Source organism: Haloarcula sp. Atlit-120R (genome assembly GCF_003665885.1).
Taxonomy (GTDB): Archaea; Halobacteriota; Halobacteria; order Halobacteriales; family Haloarculaceae; genus Haloarcula; species Haloarcula taiwanensis.
Genome location: NZ_QPLN01000001.1, coordinates 298,948 through 313,481, shown reverse-complemented (window position 1 = coordinate 313,481; position 14,534 = coordinate 298,948). Strand labels below are relative to the sequence as shown.

The 14,534-nt window shown below is 58.2% G+C and carries 26 protein-coding genes; 6 read left to right on the top strand and 20 right to left on the bottom strand.

Features of this window, described 5'->3' with window-relative positions:
- The 9 genes from DVK01_RS21790 to DVK01_RS01645 form a co-directional block, all read right to left on the bottom strand.
- Complete coding sequence (locus DVK01_RS21790) at nt 1-168, bottom strand: hypothetical protein (protein WP_155120729.1); 168 nt, start codon at nt 166-168, stop codon at nt 1-3.
- Nucleotides 168-476, bottom strand: coding sequence for a hypothetical protein (locus tag DVK01_RS01680; protein ID WP_121535183.1), 309 nt, complete (start codon nt 474-476; stop codon nt 168-170). Before DVK01_RS01680 ends, DVK01_RS21790 begins: the two co-directional genes overlap by 1 nt.
- Before the next feature lie 85 nt (nt 477-561).
- The gene (locus DVK01_RS01675) at nt 562-1,836 is read right to left on the bottom strand and encodes a MarR family transcriptional regulator (RefSeq protein ID WP_121535182.1); all 1,275 of its coding nucleotides are present in this window, start codon (nt 1,834-1,836) and stop codon (nt 562-564) included.
- Nucleotides 1,833-2,078 carry a hypothetical protein gene (locus DVK01_RS01670; protein WP_121535181.1) on the bottom strand — a complete coding sequence of 82 codons (246 nt, stop codon included), beginning with the start codon at nt 2,076-2,078 and terminating at the stop codon, nt 1,833-1,835. Before DVK01_RS01670 ends, DVK01_RS01675 begins: the two co-directional genes overlap by 4 nt.
- Complete coding sequence (locus tag DVK01_RS01665) at nt 2,071-2,370, bottom strand: hypothetical protein (RefSeq protein ID WP_121535180.1); 300 nt, start codon at nt 2,368-2,370, stop codon at nt 2,071-2,073. Before DVK01_RS01665 ends, DVK01_RS01670 begins: the two co-directional genes overlap by 8 nt.
- Entirely contained in the window at nt 2,370-2,846 is a 477-nt protein-coding gene (locus tag DVK01_RS01660) for a hypothetical protein (RefSeq protein WP_121535179.1), read from the bottom strand. The genes DVK01_RS01665 and DVK01_RS01660 overlap by 1 nt, the downstream gene beginning before the upstream one ends.
- A complete protein-coding gene (locus DVK01_RS01655) occupies nt 2,847-3,176 on the bottom strand; it encodes a hypothetical protein (protein ID WP_064287741.1) in 330 nt (109 codons plus the stop codon).
- Nucleotides 3,176-3,379, bottom strand: a complete 204-nt coding sequence (locus tag DVK01_RS01650; RefSeq protein WP_121535178.1) for a hypothetical protein — start codon at nt 3,377-3,379, stop codon at nt 3,176-3,178. The genes DVK01_RS01655 and DVK01_RS01650 overlap by 1 nt, the downstream gene beginning before the upstream one ends.
- Complete coding sequence (locus DVK01_RS01645) at nt 3,379-3,852, bottom strand: hypothetical protein (protein WP_121535177.1); 474 nt, start codon at nt 3,850-3,852, stop codon at nt 3,379-3,381. Before DVK01_RS01645 ends, DVK01_RS01650 begins: the two co-directional genes overlap by 1 nt.
- A gap of 507 nt (nt 3,853-4,359) precedes the next feature.
- Between DVK01_RS01645 and DVK01_RS01640 the strand changes: the two genes are divergently transcribed.
- Nucleotides 4,360-4,605 (top strand): ArsR family transcriptional regulator, encoded by a 246-nt coding sequence (locus DVK01_RS01640; RefSeq protein ID WP_121535176.1) that lies wholly within the window; start codon nt 4,360-4,362, stop codon nt 4,603-4,605.
- A 5-nt stretch (nt 4,606-4,610) separates the two neighbouring features.
- Here DVK01_RS01640 and DVK01_RS01635 read toward each other — a convergent pair whose 3' ends face one another.
- Nucleotides 4,611-4,853 (bottom strand): hypothetical protein, encoded by a 243-nt coding sequence (locus DVK01_RS01635; RefSeq protein ID WP_233562742.1) that lies wholly within the window; start codon nt 4,851-4,853, stop codon nt 4,611-4,613.
- A gap of 239 nt (nt 4,854-5,092) precedes the next feature.
- On the opposite strand from DVK01_RS01635, the gene DVK01_RS01630 reads away from it, so the two are divergent.
- Entirely contained in the window at nt 5,093-5,356 is a 264-nt protein-coding gene (locus DVK01_RS01630; RefSeq protein WP_147435158.1) for a hypothetical protein, read from the top strand.
- Nucleotides 5,357-5,430: 74 nt separating this feature from the next.
- Nucleotides 5,431-6,657, top strand: a complete 1,227-nt coding sequence (locus DVK01_RS01625; RefSeq protein WP_147435157.1) for a hypothetical protein — start codon at nt 5,431-5,433, stop codon at nt 6,655-6,657.
- A gap of 136 nt (nt 6,658-6,793) precedes the next feature.
- Here the strand turns inward: DVK01_RS01625 and DVK01_RS01620 are convergent, their stop codons facing one another.
- From DVK01_RS01620 to DVK01_RS01580, 9 genes are all read right to left on the bottom strand, one after another.
- On the bottom strand, nt 6,794-7,867 hold the full coding sequence (locus tag DVK01_RS01620; protein ID WP_121535173.1) for a Cdc6/Cdc18 family protein: 1,074 nt from the start codon (nt 7,865-7,867) through the stop codon (nt 6,794-6,796).
- A 73-nt stretch (nt 7,868-7,940) separates the two neighbouring features.
- Nucleotides 7,941-8,693, bottom strand: a complete 753-nt coding sequence (locus DVK01_RS01615) for a hypothetical protein (RefSeq protein ID WP_121535172.1) — start codon at nt 8,691-8,693, stop codon at nt 7,941-7,943.
- Between the two features lie 375 nt (nt 8,694-9,068).
- Nucleotides 9,069-9,284 (bottom strand): hypothetical protein, encoded by a 216-nt coding sequence (locus DVK01_RS01605; protein ID WP_121535170.1) that lies wholly within the window; start codon nt 9,282-9,284, stop codon nt 9,069-9,071.
- The gene (locus DVK01_RS21785) at nt 9,281-9,442 is read right to left on the bottom strand and encodes a hypothetical protein (RefSeq protein WP_158598755.1); all 162 of its coding nucleotides are present in this window, start codon (nt 9,440-9,442) and stop codon (nt 9,281-9,283) included. The genes DVK01_RS01605 and DVK01_RS21785 overlap by 4 nt, the downstream gene beginning before the upstream one ends.
- The gene (locus tag DVK01_RS01600) at nt 9,439-9,636 is read right to left on the bottom strand and encodes a hypothetical protein (protein ID WP_121535169.1); all 198 of its coding nucleotides are present in this window, start codon (nt 9,634-9,636) and stop codon (nt 9,439-9,441) included. The genes DVK01_RS21785 and DVK01_RS01600 overlap by 4 nt, the downstream gene beginning before the upstream one ends.
- A complete protein-coding gene (locus DVK01_RS01595; RefSeq protein ID WP_121535168.1) occupies nt 9,633-9,956 on the bottom strand; it encodes a hypothetical protein in 324 nt (107 codons plus the stop codon). The genes DVK01_RS01600 and DVK01_RS01595 overlap by 4 nt, the downstream gene beginning before the upstream one ends.
- On the bottom strand, nt 9,956-10,261 hold the full coding sequence (locus DVK01_RS01590) for a hypothetical protein (RefSeq protein ID WP_121535167.1): 306 nt from the start codon (nt 10,259-10,261) through the stop codon (nt 9,956-9,958). Before DVK01_RS01590 ends, DVK01_RS01595 begins: the two co-directional genes overlap by 1 nt.
- Nucleotides 10,254-10,697 (bottom strand): hypothetical protein, encoded by a 444-nt coding sequence (locus DVK01_RS01585; RefSeq protein WP_121535166.1) that lies wholly within the window; start codon nt 10,695-10,697, stop codon nt 10,254-10,256. Before DVK01_RS01585 ends, DVK01_RS01590 begins: the two co-directional genes overlap by 8 nt.
- Nucleotides 10,697-10,975, bottom strand: a complete 279-nt coding sequence (locus tag DVK01_RS01580) for a hypothetical protein (protein WP_121535165.1) — start codon at nt 10,973-10,975, stop codon at nt 10,697-10,699. Before DVK01_RS01580 ends, DVK01_RS01585 begins: the two co-directional genes overlap by 1 nt.
- A 175-nt stretch (nt 10,976-11,150) precedes the next feature.
- Here DVK01_RS01580 and DVK01_RS01575 point away from each other — a divergent pair, with 175 nt between their 5' ends.
- From DVK01_RS01575 to DVK01_RS01565, 3 genes are all read left to right on the top strand, one after another.
- Nucleotides 11,151-11,417: a hypothetical protein gene (locus DVK01_RS01575; protein WP_233562741.1), complete on the top strand. Its 267-nt coding sequence runs from the start codon at nt 11,151-11,153 to the stop codon at nt 11,415-11,417.
- Nucleotides 11,418-11,544: 127 nt separating this feature from the next.
- Nucleotides 11,545-11,943 carry a hypothetical protein gene (locus tag DVK01_RS01570; protein WP_121535164.1) on the top strand — a complete coding sequence of 133 codons (399 nt, stop codon included), beginning with the start codon at nt 11,545-11,547 and terminating at the stop codon, nt 11,941-11,943.
- A gap of 3 nt (nt 11,944-11,946) precedes the next feature.
- Nucleotides 11,947-12,432: a metal-dependent hydrolase gene (locus tag DVK01_RS01565; protein ID WP_121535163.1), complete on the top strand. Its 486-nt coding sequence runs from the start codon at nt 11,947-11,949 to the stop codon at nt 12,430-12,432.
- Nucleotides 12,433-12,805: 373 nt separating this feature from the next.
- Here DVK01_RS01565 and DVK01_RS01560 read toward each other — a convergent pair whose 3' ends face one another.
- On the bottom strand, nt 12,806-14,422 hold the full coding sequence (locus DVK01_RS01560; protein ID WP_121535162.1) for an alkaline phosphatase family protein: 1,617 nt from the start codon (nt 14,420-14,422) through the stop codon (nt 12,806-12,808).
- Nucleotides 14,423-14,534 lie beyond the last annotated feature (112 nt).

The following is a 14,534-nucleotide window of genomic DNA, read 5'->3' as shown; positions in this document are numbered from 1 at the left end:
TCAGACATCGTAGCCAGCCTCCCGGAGTGACGCAAGCCAGTTTTCCGCATATTCGGCGTAGGGAACGTCGCTCTCGGCGATGGTCTGCAGTTCTTCGTGGACGTTGTACAGCGTTTCGAGTCGGTCGTCGTCAGGATCGTCAATTTGTGTATCAGCAGTTTTACTCATCAGAAATCAGCCTCCTGCAGTGAGCGCTCGTGGTCCTCGTGGACCTCGCGAGCAGCGGCGTGAAGGTTCCCTCGGGCTCGCAGATCCGGCGCCGGCGCGGTTACCCCCTCAAAGGAATCACGCTGGCGCCATCGCGTGGCGAGCTCGGTGGTGATACGGCCCAGTCCCTCACACAGCGCACAGCGATTGTCGCCGTGCATGCAGTGGCCCTTCGCGTGACAGATATCGTCGATGCATTCGACGTGTTCACCGGTGCCACCGCAGCGAATACAGTTGATCCAGTCAGCGTTGCCCCGGGTGGTGGTCATGGTATCGCCCCCACGATGAAGGCGGTCACGACCAGCGAGGCAAGCCCCAAGAGCAGCATGACAAGACTGTGGTGAACCGGCTGCATCAGGTCTCACCCCGGTAGCCGCTGGCGTCGGTCACCTGGTCGTACACACCGACGGTGTGACAGAACAGGCGTGCTCTCGCTTCCCGGACGTTTAGCTCGTCGGCGACGTCGCCGAGGTAACTGAGCCCTTCCCGCTGCCGTCCCTCAACTGCCTCGACAGCGTTGCGGATATCCTGTGCTGTGACGCCCGGCGGCAGATCCCCATCCGACTCGGTCGTGACACCACCGTCGGCCTCGGCCTCCTGTGCACCGGCGCTGTCCTCATCGATTGGGTCACCAACGCGGTGTTCGTCTCGCTCGCTTTCGTCGACGAGCGAGTAAAGTTGCCGGCGGCCGTCGTCGGGGTCTGGACGCGACTCGACGCGCCCCATCTCTTCGAGGTCGTTGAGATTTGTTGAGATAGCCTGCAAGCTACGCTGAGTGACCTGCTTTAGCTCGGCACTGGGGAGCTCACCATGCTCGGCGAGGGCAGCGAGTACTTCCTCTCCTGTTGGCGGTAGCTCTGACACGTCGTCGTCAACGGTGACTTCGACGTCAGCATCGGTCGCCTCGTCATCTGTGTCATCGGCCGTGTCACCCGGCTGTCCCTCTTGCTCGGTAACGTCACCGTCGATATCGAACCCGAGTCGGTCGGCATTGAACTGGACCTGCGGGAGGGCAAACGCTCGCTCGCCCCACTCGTCGGTGAGCCGGTCGATAACGGTCTCGATCTGGGCGTCATCGTAACAGCCCGTGGCCGTGCCGTCGTCGTGGACCTGTTCCTCATCGGGTAGATGGTCAACGACGAAACGTCGGGCGAGCTCCCAGTCGTCGACGTCGACGATCTCGACCGGGTGCGTGGTGAGGCCGGCTTGCTCGGCGACCCACAGGCGTTTGTGTCCCTCAACGACCTCGAAAGCTTCCGTGCCATCGACGGGCCGGACGACAGGGAACGAGCCGGTCCAGCCGTCGTTACGGACACGAGCGATGTAGCCGCAGTTCCCTTCACGGTCGAACTCGCGAACGGCGTACGGCGCCGGCTCGATGGCGTCGGGACTGACTGGCTCGATGCGACTGTCACCCTCTAAAATCTCGATGCTGTCGCAGTGGGCGACGTAGGCCGTCCCGATATCGTCGTCGCGGTCCACGTTGACCGCGTCACGGAGCAGGACATGGCGGTCGTGGTGGTGTAGGCGCTTGGCCCAGCCCTCGTAGGTGGTGCCGTCGTTGCCAACGACACGGACTCGTTCGCCTCGGAAGTGGCCGTCGAGGGCGTCGAACAGCGGGTTGCTCATGCTATCCGCCTCCGAACGGTGTCGACGTGCCACCACGCGGTCATAACGGTCCAGTCGTCGTTGGCTTCCGCGCCGGTCGGGTAGCCGCCCGGCCAGACGTGGGTTGCCTCACCAGTGTCGATGAGATAAACCGTCGCGACGTGTTCACTGCGGAGCCGGGCCGTGGCCTCTCCGACAGGCTCACCGTCGCCGGCCGGAGCGCCGACCTCGCCGTCGACGTCGTAGGTGTCGCCCTCAGACATCGTCGTCACCACCTTCGAAAAAGCACTCAACACAGCTGTCGAGCCAGTCGCCCTCTGGTCCGGGACAGCCAACGACGCCGTGTTGGCAGGTAGTGTCTTGGTCGCCGACGCCGGTCAGCTGGGCCGTGGTCGCGATGGCGTCGCGACGGCTCACGCCACCGTCCGTCGCAACGCGCTTGACCTCGACATCATGCCGTTCCTTACGTTCGTGGCGCTCGGCTTCGTCGCTCGCCGACACGAGATCCTGCGCAGTCTCGGACCACGAGCAGTCCCGACAGTCAGCGACCGCCATCAGTCTGCACCTCCCTCGACTAGCGTGGCTTCGTCAGCGGTCACAGCCCGCGGGGATCCATGGAGCAGGTCCTTTGCGGCGGACCGGGTGGCGACCTCCCGGAAGTACGGCTCCTCGTCTTGGAGTCGGTCCAGCGCCGAGTACCCGGCGACGAAAAACCGACCCTCGTCGGGAACGTACTCGATCTCGTTGAACCCAGCGCTCGACCAGGTCACTACGACGAGGTCGCCGCCGGTGTGTTGGATGGCCCGCAGCCAGTAAATCGGGCGCGGTTCGTCGGCGGGAATCTCGCCACACAGTGCCGCCCGGACACGCTTGACAGTCTTGCGCTGCCCGTTGTCGGCCTCGTCGAGAGCAGCCAGTGCGGCGTCGGTCGCGGACTGGTCGGCCGGCAGCGGGAGCTGGTCCAGATCCCACGGGAGGTCCTCGTTCGGTGGGTGGCTTCGCGCCGCAGGCTGGCGTGATGTGGCCGCCATCTACGCCACCTCCTCGCCGTGCTTGCGGTCCCACTCGAACTCGTAGTCGACCTCATCCAGTTTGTGCCGCAGCGAGGGCCGCTGGTCGCTACGACCGCCGTGTGGCTGGTCGAGGACACACTTCGTACAGGCCGGATACAGCCGGCGGTGACACTCCCGCCGGGTCATGTCCGCTGGATCGTCGGCCGTGAGGTCGGCACAGTCCGGGTCGTCGTGATAGCAGATGTCGCCGCGGCCGCTTGTCCGGACTCGGTAGACGGTGTCGTCGAGGTCGCCGTCGTCTTGCTCGATCCGATGGCGTCGTTCGTCACGGGTGATTGCGCCGGCCATCAGCACCACGCCTCCCGCTCGACCACGACGTTACTCTTGATCCACTCCTCGGACTCAGTTGTCGCGACTGTGACGTTCGCGAGCGTGGTGAGCTGGATGTCGGCCGTCGGCGCGAGCAGCACACCGGTCGGGTCTTCGATACAGGCCATCGCCTCTGGCATGGTGTGCTGGCGCTCGCGGGCGCACGCGGAGGCTTCCGACATCAGTCATCACCCCACGAGCCACGGAACGTCTCCTCGACGGTCACATACACGGACACGTCGACATCGTCGGCCGCCGAGTGTCGCGCCGCGCGTTCGAGATCATCCGCGAGCGTGCGGAGTTTCGAGGCGGCCTCGATGCGGGTGTCGGTGTGTCGGTAGTCAGCGGAGGTGTCGTTGCGGAGGTAGTCTTCAACAGCATTCAAATCCGCCCGCTGGTCAGGGGTCATACCGTCCCACGCGCTGTCGAGGACGGTCCCAACCATGTTCGCAGCGGCCGTGTCGGTCATACCGCCATCGGTCATCGGCTCGCCGACGTGGTCGGCGCTGACAGCCTCAGGATCAGCTTTCGCGAGCTCTCCGGCGAGGTAGCCGGGATCGCCGTTGTCCGCGTAGCGGTCGCGCTCAATGGGCTCATCGAACGTAGCTCCACAGTGACTGCAGGCGTACTTCGCTTGTGCGGGCCGGCCGCGCATCTTGTTCTTTGCCCGCCTGCAGATGCCCGTCGTGTCGCACTCAGGACAGGCACGGACAGTGTTATCGGCCTGTGGGCCAGCGGTGCTAGTGGAGGGGCCGGTGCCTATCTGAGTCCTCTCCAAGTGGCTCGCGGTGTCACGCGAGTCCGTTTTCTGAGTACTGTTCTGTTCTGGAGTATCACGACCGTCTGCACGGTCGGCTATGCCGCTCTCGTTGGGCTCAGTTTTAAGAGCCCGATGTCCGTCTTTGTTCATGCTCGGAAACCTCATGCTGAGGTTCGACCCGAGCCCGGCGTAGTACCAGTACGCCGGCCTTTCGTGGGCCGGAAGGCCCGGGTCAAATAACTCTTGAGTTGCCCGATTAATAGTTCTTGCTGTGAGACTCACAGCAAATTATCTGTAACTGGGTATATATTTATACAGTCAGTGTCCGTATAGGTGCTTACCGGAATCACTATGAGTTTCACAGCGCGACAGTGCGACGTGGTTAGACAACGTGCAGAGTGGATGCGCCCCGTTGATGAACACATCTTGGAGACGATGCGTGACGAGGGCAACATGACACCTGATGCGTTGGAAAACACATTCGACGTGACTGTCGCCAACTACGCCAGTAACCGGCTCTCGGAGCTGGCAAAGTATGGACTTGTCGAGCGGTTGGGAACTGGCCTGTACCGACTCACCGACGACGGTCGGGCCTTTCTTGATGAGGAACTTGACGCCAGCGCCCTTGCTCCCGTTGACGAGTCCTGACATTCTCACGCGGGCTGTGCTATCAACGATAGCTCATCTTCCAACCAGTCGGGCGTCTCGATATCGGCGAGTTCCCCATCGAGGTACGTGCTCTCGACGTCCATCTCGCCGGACAGACTGACTTGACAGATCCAGCGCCGGCCATCGGGGTGCGTGACCTTCAGTCGGTGGCCGTCCTCGCTGCGGCCCAGCTGGTGCACTTCAACTTCGTTGCCGGCGTAGTCCCGGATACTCATTTTCTGTGGCATACACGCCACACCGAGGGGTGGATATTGCTTAAAAAGGTGCTAGATGTCCGAATAATCGGGCCGGGCCACTCATCGATATTGGCCGCTGTGCGTTTGGTGGGCCCGGTCGTGGCGTGGGCGGTACAAATCAGTAAAAGCGTGACCCCACCCGAGTGAAAGCTATATTTTGGAACTACAACTAATCCACAGTTTGATTTAATGTAGCAACCTACAAGTACGAAATGAGCGGGGGATTTAGTATGTTCTGGGCGATTATCGCGATTGTCTATGCAATCCTTGCTATTAGTACCGGCAGATGGTTCTTGAAATTGAGGTCGTTTGAAAATAAAAGTGAGTCTACACTCGTTCTTGCACCAGGTAGTATAAAAGTTACAGATAATAAAAATGACATTCAACAAGGAGATCTTGTTGTTCGAGAAATGTTCAAATCAATAGTCGCCACAGATATAGTCGCTCTACTGATTGGGTTGTTGGCGGCGATATGGAGCTTTGTTGCTTCTTAAACGTTCACTCTGATTAGCGATTTCTCATATGAGCTGCCGTCTGGTCAGTACAGTATACTGACCGATTATTATATGTGGGCGACAACCTGAGATCAAGACAGATCATGAACACATTTTTAATTTTCAATGACAACCCAATTTCGAACGTTACTCAACGGCCACGCCGGAAGGCCAGACGAAAGCTGGAGAATTTGTCTTCTGAAGAGATTCTATCGACGAGCTCGGATGACTTTGCGGATTATGTCGTCCGAGATTTTGAGTTGAATCCTCTGAACCTTGATACGGACAACCCTCAGGTTACGATTGATGACTGGGGTGATGAAGACCCAGCCCTTCGGTTCCAATACGCCGGTAATGAACGGATTCTGCACCTCAAGCCTTCACCTAGTCGAAGTAGTGGATACCGAGCTGAGGTGAATGATGAGAAAAACTACGTAGACGTGTATTTCCCTAGACGAAACGATGGTTACTCGGATAACGAACTCCAGAAGTTCCAAGAACAAGTTAAGGACTATGTCAAAACGCACTATCGTCGGGTCAACAGTAATCTGGATGAGTTCTACGATGAGATTCGAGAGGAGGCGACGAGCCTTCACGAAGAAAAGAAAGAAGAGATTCAGCAACAACAGAAGCGGTTCCAAGCCCTCGGAATAGATGTTATCCGGCGTGACGATATAGATGAGACGCTGAAAATTGATGAACCTCAGCGCAGGAAAGAGATTACTGTTGAAGACATCAGTAAAAAACAACTTGGTCCAGGAATCTCTGATGACATCTATCATGAAATTATTGAGGCAGTAGACGCAGTTGGACACGGCTTTGAGAAGTCACCGGAGACTTACTCTGACTTTGGGGAAGAGGATTACCGGAACGTCATACTCACATTCCTTGAGATGAACTTCGAAGGCTCGGCAACTGGTGAAACGTTCAACAAGGATGGCAAATCCGACATTCTCCTCCGCAATGACGGAGACAACATCTTCATCGCAGAGTGCGGGATGTGGGCCGGCCCACAAACACTTTCGGGAGCGGATGAGGAGGGCGGAAAAATATCACAGTTGCTTGAACGCTACCTTACGTGGAGAGATACAAAGGCCGCAGTAATCCTCTTCGTAGAACGCGATTCGTTCTCCAGCATCTTAGAGAAGATTCCGGACGCTGTTGAGGAGCACCCACTCTGCGCCGGTCTGAAGAAGAAAAAGCAAAAGAATTGGTGGCAGTACTCGTTCGACAGACCGGATGACGATAGTAACCAGGTAGACATAGCTATCCTTTCCTTCGACGTGTCGACGGAAGATTAGCGCTAGCTCTATTGCTGTTGCACAAGCTCTTTGACGCCATCTTCTCATACATCTCAGCCGCAGCGCCTCCTTGATGTCCTGCAGGTACAGGATTCAGCCCTCAACCCAGCGGCCTGAGAAAATCCCCGCACAGTAGTCAATCTTGCAGGCCAGACTGTAACGCTCTACTCAGTTCGATATCGTAGCCGGACCGGACACTCTCGTCGATAACCGCATACCGACGATCCCGCGTTGAGCCCAGCCGCTCAACAAGGTCGTACTCATCGAGCTTCCGGAGCTTCCGGCGCTGTGACCGCTCCGCCAGTGGCGTTCGCGAGCGGCCGTCGTACGCTCGATCCGCGACAGCGTCGTAGCGGTCGTGCAGCGTCTCGCCGTCGATCTCCCCGGCGTCCCGTACCAACGCGTAGAGCAGGTGATGATGGAACGACAGCGAGTCCAGCGCTGCCTGCCGCATCCACTCCCGGGCCAGTGGATACGCGCCGGCGACGTCCTCATCGCGAACAGTGTGGTGATCCCGATCCTGTGCCAGCGTCGCTGCGGCCAGCAGCGAGTAGATCCCGAAGCGGGCGATGCCAGCGACCTCGTCGGCGATCATTTCGAGCTGGCGTCGGGCGACGACGCCATGGTCCAGTCCCTTCTCGGCGCGGGGTTCGAGGATGTCGGCCAGCTCATCGGTGCCGTAGCGATCCAGCGTCAGCGTTTGTCCGTGCAACCGGTGGGTGATCCGTCTGGGGGCGTGGGTCAGCCACTCGGCAGCGTCGTAGCAGATGACCACCAGCGAGATGCCGGTGACGTCGGCCAACCGGTCGAGCGCCTTGGTGTCGTGGATGTCAGAGGCCTCGTCGAGGATAACCACCAGCGGGTCCTCAACACGCTCGCGCAAGGAGAGACACAGGTCTTCGAGTGGTGTGTTGGTAGCGGGTTTGGGCCCGACCGCCGCCAGCACTTCTCGGATGATGCTCGCCGTCGACGCGCCCATACACTCGACGTGGGTGTAGTCGAGATCGTGGCGCTCGGACAACTGGCTGAGTGTGTGTCGCGCCAGGACAGTCTTCCCGACGCCGGGCGACCCTTCGATGAGCAGGTCATCGCCTTGCTGGCCGCGCTTTGTGGGGGCGAGCGCAGTGGCAAGTCGGTCGACGGCAGCGTCGCGGTGGAGGAGGCGCTGGGGCGGGTACTCGTCGTCAAAGACCGACCGGTCCGCAATCATGTCAGCGACTGATGATAGCGTGGTATATAAATGGGTGCGTGATGTCCGAATGTTGCTGCAAACGACTCAAAAATCAGCTTTCAAACTGGTTCTGCGGGGCCGGCCCTTTGACTATGACTACAAAATCGGCCATGAGATATTGAACATAGATATCACGGTATTTTATTCGCATTTGTTTGAAAATATACCGCCCGAATAAAAACACAGAACCGGCGAATATGCCGATGAGTAACGGGTCAACTTGGTAACTGCCCAAAACTGGCTGGTATATCGTCAAGCTAAATCTGGACTGCTGGGTGGCGTTCAGTATCGCATATCCATAGTAGATCACACCGAACGTAGAAAACACGATATACAGATTGCCATAGAAATCATAGATTGCTTGGAAGGTACGCGATCGCCCGCGTGAGTCCATGTGAATCTGTGAACGGACCAGCGAGTACAACGTGTCCAAGTCGTTTTCATGCTTTTTTCTCTCTAAATCGCCTAAATCATCGGGCAACCCAATATCGTCAAAGTGTGAGACAGCCGCTTTGTAGAATTGTTGGACCAGGTCGTCCGATGAGATGTTCGCACTAAATATCTCATCGATGAAGACATCCCTGTGTGTTTCAGCATCAGCCTCAGTGACTGTGTACAACCTAGCGGCATGGACAGACCGTCCGGCTACGACACCCCCTACGATGAGTATCGCGATGGCGGCAGTAGCTGGCACTTTTGTCTTCTGCGGAAGTAGCGGGACCACGCCGAGAAGTAGCGTTGCGCCGGGAATGAAAATTGAAAAGAAGTCATAGAGGTCAAGCTGCCGTGTCCCCCGCCCTATCATCTAAACCGTGGTATGTCATTACGGCTGATAAATCCGGCGGTGGTTATATTGTAGTGGAGTAACACATTGTGGGTGAAGATAATCCAAAGTCGTTAACCAAGCTGGTCCAAACACCCGATACAGAACACCAAAGCATGGTCGCAGATTCGAAGCGGCGAAAGCCGTCGTCCGTGGGGCAGTTCCTGAGAGCCTTCGATGAGGTACTATCGAAGCTATTCCCCCTCACGCTCATTCTGCTCGGTCTATTCCTTCTGCTCAGACAGACACGCGAATATGCGACCGTTTTTTTACTCTTAGCGCTGGTTGGGGCTATTATTTGGGCAGTTGCTGACAGCTGAGTGTCTGGTGAGCGATCAAAAAGAAAACGCCGCTAAATTAGCCCTGCAACTGCTCAGCGTACCACTGCGAGTGAACGAACCGCTGTGGGCACCACTGTTCATGCGGGAAATCATCGATGTTCGTCGCCACAGCCCCACACTCGGTACACCGAATTTCGCCGGTCGGCCGGCGTGCGGTCAGCCCGCCCTGCCCGACCGAGGCCTCCTCGAAGACGAGTTCGAACGTCGTTGACGGGTCAGCGAAGGACTTCATTTGAGATCGACCTCTAGGCCACTCGACCGTCGGTACGCCAACAACGCGAGTCGGTCGCGTGGGAGCGGCACGTACACGCCCAGCCGCAGCGACGAAAGCGGCGTCAGCTCGACATGGGCCCAGTTGATGTGGCCCTGCCCGTACTGCATCTCGGTCATGCCAGGACCTCCGCACCTTCGATGTCGATGCTATCGACAATCTCCGATCCAACGTAGATCCACTGACAACCGTTCCAGCGCTCCTCAACGCGACGCCAGCCGCCCTCGTCACGCGGTTCGTAACGGTTCCGCTGGGCTGGCCCCCGGAGTGGCTCGCGTCGTACGACGACCGCGTCGGTCTGGTCCGGACTCATCGGGACACCCCGGTATCGATGTGTAGGCCATCGTCGATAGCGTCGTAATCAACGCCGGCGGGGATTGCGCGCTCGCCGCGTGCGAACTCGACGCGTCGGATGTGTTTGCAGCCACCGGATGGTCGCCGATGGATCATGTCCGGACAGTCACAGCAGGGAACGTGAGGCGTGACGATGTAGCGCTGCCCGCGGTTGTAGACCGCGACCTGCTCGCCACGGGTGGCGGGATCGTCCGGGTAGATATCCATATGCTCGGTCAACGCCGCCACATCGCGCTGGTCCAGCTGGGCGAGGGCGTCGATGTCGACAGCTGCCGCCATCAGTCCTTACCCTCCTCGTCGTCGTGAACCGGCGTCTCCAGTCGGAGTCGTGAACGTGGGTAGGCGTAGCGCTGGACGCGTTCGATATCGACGGTGGTCCGCTGGGCGAAGACAGCCTCAACGACGCGGTCGTCGGCTGGGTAATCTTCGTTGTAGTCGGCGACCGTCGCACCATCGCCGCACTCGTGCTCATCGGCGCGGGCGGCCAGCATCGCAACGACGACAAGCGGCGCATCACGATCCTGCTCGCGGTCGTGGACGTGGTCGCCGACGTGGAGCGGCGGCCAGTCGTCGGACTCACTCATCGGCAATCGCCTCCAGTGCGCCGACGCGAACCGCGATATTGGTGTGGCTTTGCAGCCAGTCCCGGGCACGGCGTTGTGCGACGGTCACGTCCTCGGCGTCAACGTGGTCCGTGTCGGCCCACTCGTCGCCGTCAATAATGACTTCGACACAGCATTCTGCAACAACTTCGAGAGCGCGCTCTCGGGCGGCGTGGGACAGTCGCCCCCACGCTTGGTGTGCCGCGCTCGTCAGTTCGTCGTCACTGGGTTCGGGCCGATAGTCGGCCGCGGTGTCAGCGTACGCAGCCGCGTCGCAGAACCGTTTGAGCTGCTCATCTTGGCTGATTGACTCGTAGACACGGTCCTGCAGAACAGTCGCGTCGTCGACCGCGGCCGTCATTGCCTGCTGGAGTTCCGATTGCTTGTCCGTGGACGATTTGGGCCGGTGGACCACCATCACGCACCGGCCTCCATGGCGCGGGCGAGCATGTCGTCGAAGCCCTCGTCGAACCGGAGATCGTCCCACGCCTCGACGTGGCGGACCCAGTCGTCAATGTCGCGGCCGGTGCCGGCAAGATCAAACACCTGGACGTCATCGCCGTCGACGACGAACACGCGCTCGTCATAAGCGGCAGCTGCCATGTAGTAGTGGCTGCGACCCTCGGAATCGGTGCCGACGAGCGCAGCGCCGTCGGGAACAGTACTCTTTTCGGTGGGTGCGATGTAGTCTTGCATGTCTCGGCTCCACGAGACACCGGTCGACTGCTGGAACAGTCGGCCACTTTCTGTGGCACCCGGCGTCTCTACTTCATAGTATAGCGGCCTTGCACTAATAGTTTGTGATACAAACCTGTATAGGCAACTCCCGTAGCAAGCTTTTTACACGAACGGATTGAAGAGTAAGCTTGTAATGCAAGCCGAAGAAACGAACCCTATGGCGTTGGACGATGATGATCTCCGTGACGTCGACCGAGATCTGTTGGATTATCTCCGTGAGGGGCGTGTAACACCAGCCTACGCACGCGACCGTATGGCCGATGAAGGCGCGCGTGAGGTGACAAGTACATACCTCGGACAACGACTACAGCGGCTGGAGGAGCACGATCATGTGGTCAATCTCTACAACAACGGACTCTATGAGCTTGCCGACGACCCGCGAGAGAAGAACGATGCCTGAGCAGGCCCAACTCGGCCCCGAAAAGATGACCGACTCGACTGTCACGCTCGGTGATGTCCAGTTTGACCCTGCTGCGGAGCGGGACTTCCGGCTGTAACTGGGTGCCATCCAGTGCGGAGACAAAACCATGACAGACACCACGACTCTCACCGTCCGTGTGGGTGACGGGACGACGACCAAAGAACAGACGCGTGAACGCATCCGTGCGATGGAGCGCGGCGAGGACCTCGAGGACCGGCATGTCCTCGTGCTGGAAGACGAGTCCGATTTGCAGCGGTTGCTCAGTCCGGCGAATCTTGCTCTGCTGCGAACCATCCGAGAACACGAGCCCGAGAGCATGCGCGAAACTGCTGCCCTCGTTGGGAGAGATTTCAAGGAAGTGCATCGAAACCTGACCGAACTGGAGACACTGAACGTGATCGAGTTCGAGCAGTCGGGACGGTCGAAGCGCCCTGTTGTTCGATTCGATGAGATCGATATCGAAGTGTCACTCGATACTGCCGACACTGATGCTGCAGCTGCGTGACTGATGTACCAGAACGGCCACTACGGCGCAGCGCTACTCTTTGTCGCCCCAACCGGCGCGCTCCTCATTGCCGCCGGCTTCGTCGAGCTCGCCCTCATGGCCGGAGCCACGGCGGTCGCCCTCGCGATGGTACCCGATCTCGACCAGCGCGTGCCGGGTGTCACGCACCGAGGCTCCACTCACACGGCCTGGTTTGCGCTGGCTGTTGGTCTCCTGCTCGCTGCGGTCGGGACGGTCATGGCGGTCGCACCCTCGCTGGTAGGGGCCGTGACGGGCTTCGTCGTCGGTGCCGGAACTATCGCGTCGCATATCGCCGCCGACGCGCTCACACCGGCTGGCGTCCGGCCACTGAGTCCGGTTGATGACACGCATTACTCCCTCAACGTCGTCAAAGCGAAGAACCCACTCGCGAACTACGCGCTGCTAGGACTGGGGATCGCCGGCGCAGCGCTTGGTGTCTGGGTCGGGAGCACGGTCGCGAGCGTCTAACCAATGCGCCGACTCGCTGGCTGTGATTGGTAGCCAGCACTGAGAGCCACACCACCGTTTCCGGAGTAAACGTCAGGTATCACAGCTTCAACCCAACAACCGTCCATCTGAAACCAGATAGTATCGGGGAACACTCGCAGGGTGGTGCAAGCTTCACAAATACTATCCCGTGGGGTGGGGCCCTGCAAGCTCAAACGCCGGTCAGTCTTCCAAAGCCACTTCGAGCGCCTCGTCGATGGTCGGCGTGTCTCGATAAACAAGCCAGAGCCCGACCGTCCGAGGACGTACTCAGCACACCGCCGAAACTGGAGGTGAGGCGGAGGAAATGTGAACTGAATTAGCGGCAGGAGCGATCCCGATCCACGCGGAGAGTTCAGAGGTATCCCATATCTTGTAGCCGCTCCTCAATCTCATCAAGGTCCGCTGAGGACTCCTCCCTGTCCGTTTCGGCAAACTCGCTATCAATGTGTGTTATCGAGCGCTCCCTAATTTGTGTGCTCGGTTCGAACACATCATTGAGCACGTCGCCGTCGTAGTGTGTTGGCACCGGTTGGTCAAAATAATGGAGAATAGTCGGAGCGATGTCAAGTATCGATGCACCCTCCACGGCCGTGTTACGTATCTGTTCGCCGTTGGCCAAAAAGAGGCCGTCCATCGTATGGAAGCCTATCGTATCGCCGCCTGCTCGTAACTCCGATGCTGGACGTGATTGACGCTGTTCGTATCCTGACGAGCCCAGATAACCGTCCCTAAATCGAAGAACAATATGTGGGAATATCTCAATATTTTCTCCGTCGAAGACGTCTTCGCGACGAAACGCTCCCTCGATACGTGTGCCGAGATAGTCGTCTGTCTCTAATTTGCTAATAATGTCATCAACGAGGTCGTCAACCTCGTCAGTATCTACGATACCTTTTGGATTATCCGCTTTAGTGTTCAAAAATATCCCACCGTGTGTGAGTCCGTTAAATGCGACTGTTTTCGACCAGTCGGCATTGATAGACTTCCTCTGACTCTCGTCTCGATACGAAGCAATAACCGACTCGACGACGTCCTTGAGGACCGGAACGCTACTTGCGTGTCGGAACGAGGACCGAACAACATCTAATTGTTTCAGCGTATCGATGAGCCGCGATCTAAGACTCAAGTCTGAGGAATCGGGGGTATCAGACGCTGGCGTGTAGTATCCGTGCTTCTCCAGAATCCGGTTAACATAGATTCGTTCGTAGAGGGGGCAAAAGCCGTGGTCTGACATGACGACGAATGGCGTGTCATCTCCGACTCGTGCACGAAGTTGACCGATCTGTTCGTCGACGGCTTGGTACACCTGTTTCACTGATTCCGCCTCTTCAGGGTCGTGGAGAGGATGATCTGGGTCGATAAAGGGTGCGAACTGATGATGTGCCTGTTCGGTTGCGTAGAACATCGCTACGAGAAGATTCCAATCGTACTCATCACAGAACAGTTCAATACCCTCGCCTCGCTTCTTGACGGTCTCAATGAGATTCTCTACTGGGTCGTCAGGAGAATAAAAATCAGCCTTTCGTTGGTACCCGATACGTTCGAGTTCGGTCTCAAACTCGGCCGGATACGCGTACTGACCACTGGCTGATGTCCACGAGGTAACCAATACACCATTGAGCGGCGTTGGTGGACTGGTAAGCGGGATGTTAAATACACCAACTGTTTTCCCAGCGTCCGAGAGGGTCTGCCAGAATCGTGGCGGTGCGATGTCAGCTCCAGTGACAGGGAGGAAATCGTAGCCATCCTTCTGCCGCCAGTCACTGATACCGTGTTTTCCTGGGTTGGCACCAGTACTGAATGATGTCCATGCTGCAGATGAGTGGGGGCCCGGAAGTACGCTCCGGAGCGTGCCAGCGGCCCCATCATCGAGAAACGCACTGAGATTGGGAAGGTCGTCAGCAAACCGACGGACCACATCGAGTCGGACTCCGTCAAGTCCGACGACAACAAACTGTTTGTTTTCCATTTACACTGAGAATCATGTTGTCCAATAAAATAGCATTTGGCTCTCGTTTCAATTGAGTATATTTTTTAGTCTTTTGCTACTGTTATCCGTGGATCTGAGTGGTGACAGCGCT

Coding starts and splice junctions, on each gene's coding strand:
- DVK01_RS01665 (WP_121535180.1), bottom strand. CDS start 2,370: ATGGCGGTCGCTGACTGTCGGGACTGCTCGTGGTCCGAGACTGCGCAG.
- DVK01_RS01680 (WP_121535183.1), bottom strand. CDS start 476: ATGACCACCACCCGGGGCAACGCTGACTGGATCAACTGTATTCGCTGC.
- DVK01_RS01635 (WP_233562742.1), bottom strand. CDS start 4,853: ATGCCACAGAAAATGAGTATCCGGGACTACGCCGGCAACGAAGTTGAA.
- DVK01_RS01600 (WP_121535169.1), bottom strand. CDS start 9,636: ATGAGTCCGGACCAGACCGACGCGGTCGTCGTACGACGCGAGCCACTC.
- DVK01_RS01565 (WP_121535163.1), top strand. CDS start 11,947: ATGTACCAGAACGGCCACTACGGCGCAGCGCTACTCTTTGTCGCCCCA.
- DVK01_RS21785 (WP_158598755.1), bottom strand. CDS start 9,442: ATGACCGAGATGCAGTACGGGCAGGGCCACATCAACTGGGCCCATGTC.
- DVK01_RS01590 (WP_121535167.1), bottom strand. CDS start 10,261: ATGAGTGAGTCCGACGACTGGCCGCCGCTCCACGTCGGCGACCACGTC.
- DVK01_RS01575 (WP_233562741.1), top strand. CDS start 11,151: ATGCAAGCCGAAGAAACGAACCCTATGGCGTTGGACGATGATGATCTC.
- DVK01_RS01560 (WP_121535162.1), bottom strand. CDS start 14,422: ATGGAAAACAAACAGTTTGTTGTCGTCGGACTTGACGGAGTCCGACTC.
- DVK01_RS01620 (WP_121535173.1), bottom strand. CDS start 7,867: ATGATTGCGGACCGGTCGGTCTTTGACGACGAGTACCCGCCCCAGCGC.
- DVK01_RS01595 (WP_121535168.1), bottom strand. CDS start 9,956: ATGGCGGCAGCTGTCGACATCGACGCCCTCGCCCAGCTGGACCAGCGC.
- DVK01_RS21790 (WP_155120729.1), bottom strand. CDS start 168: ATGAGTAAAACTGCTGATACACAAATTGACGATCCTGACGACGACCGA.
- DVK01_RS01645 (WP_121535177.1), bottom strand. CDS start 3,852: ATGCGCGGCCGGCCCGCACAAGCGAAGTACGCCTGCAGTCACTGTGGA.
- DVK01_RS01580 (WP_121535165.1), bottom strand. CDS start 10,975: ATGCAAGACTACATCGCACCCACCGAAAAGAGTACTGTTCCCGACGGC.
- DVK01_RS01615 (WP_121535172.1), bottom strand. CDS start 8,693: ATGATAGGGCGGGGGACACGGCAGCTTGACCTCTATGACTTCTTTTCA.
- DVK01_RS01585 (WP_121535166.1), bottom strand. CDS start 10,697: ATGGTGGTCCACCGGCCCAAATCGTCCACGGACAAGCAATCGGAACTC.
- DVK01_RS01670 (WP_121535181.1), bottom strand. CDS start 2,078: ATGTCTGAGGGCGACACCTACGACGTCGACGGCGAGGTCGGCGCTCCG.
- DVK01_RS01630 (WP_147435158.1), top strand. CDS start 5,093: ATGTTCTGGGCGATTATCGCGATTGTCTATGCAATCCTTGCTATTAGT.
- DVK01_RS01655 (WP_064287741.1), bottom strand. CDS start 3,176: ATGGCCGGCGCAATCACCCGTGACGAACGACGCCATCGGATCGAGCAA.
- DVK01_RS01605 (WP_121535170.1), bottom strand. CDS start 9,284: ATGAAGTCCTTCGCTGACCCGTCAACGACGTTCGAACTCGTCTTCGAG.
- DVK01_RS01650 (WP_121535178.1), bottom strand. CDS start 3,379: ATGTCGGAAGCCTCCGCGTGCGCCCGCGAGCGCCAGCACACCATGCCA.
- DVK01_RS01675 (WP_121535182.1), bottom strand. CDS start 1,836: ATGAGCAACCCGCTGTTCGACGCCCTCGACGGCCACTTCCGAGGCGAA.
- DVK01_RS01660 (WP_121535179.1), bottom strand. CDS start 2,846: ATGGCGGCCACATCACGCCAGCCTGCGGCGCGAAGCCACCCACCGAAC.
- DVK01_RS01640 (WP_121535176.1), top strand. CDS start 4,360: ATGCGCCCCGTTGATGAACACATCTTGGAGACGATGCGTGACGAGGGC.
- DVK01_RS01570 (WP_121535164.1), top strand. CDS start 11,545: ATGACAGACACCACGACTCTCACCGTCCGTGTGGGTGACGGGACGACG.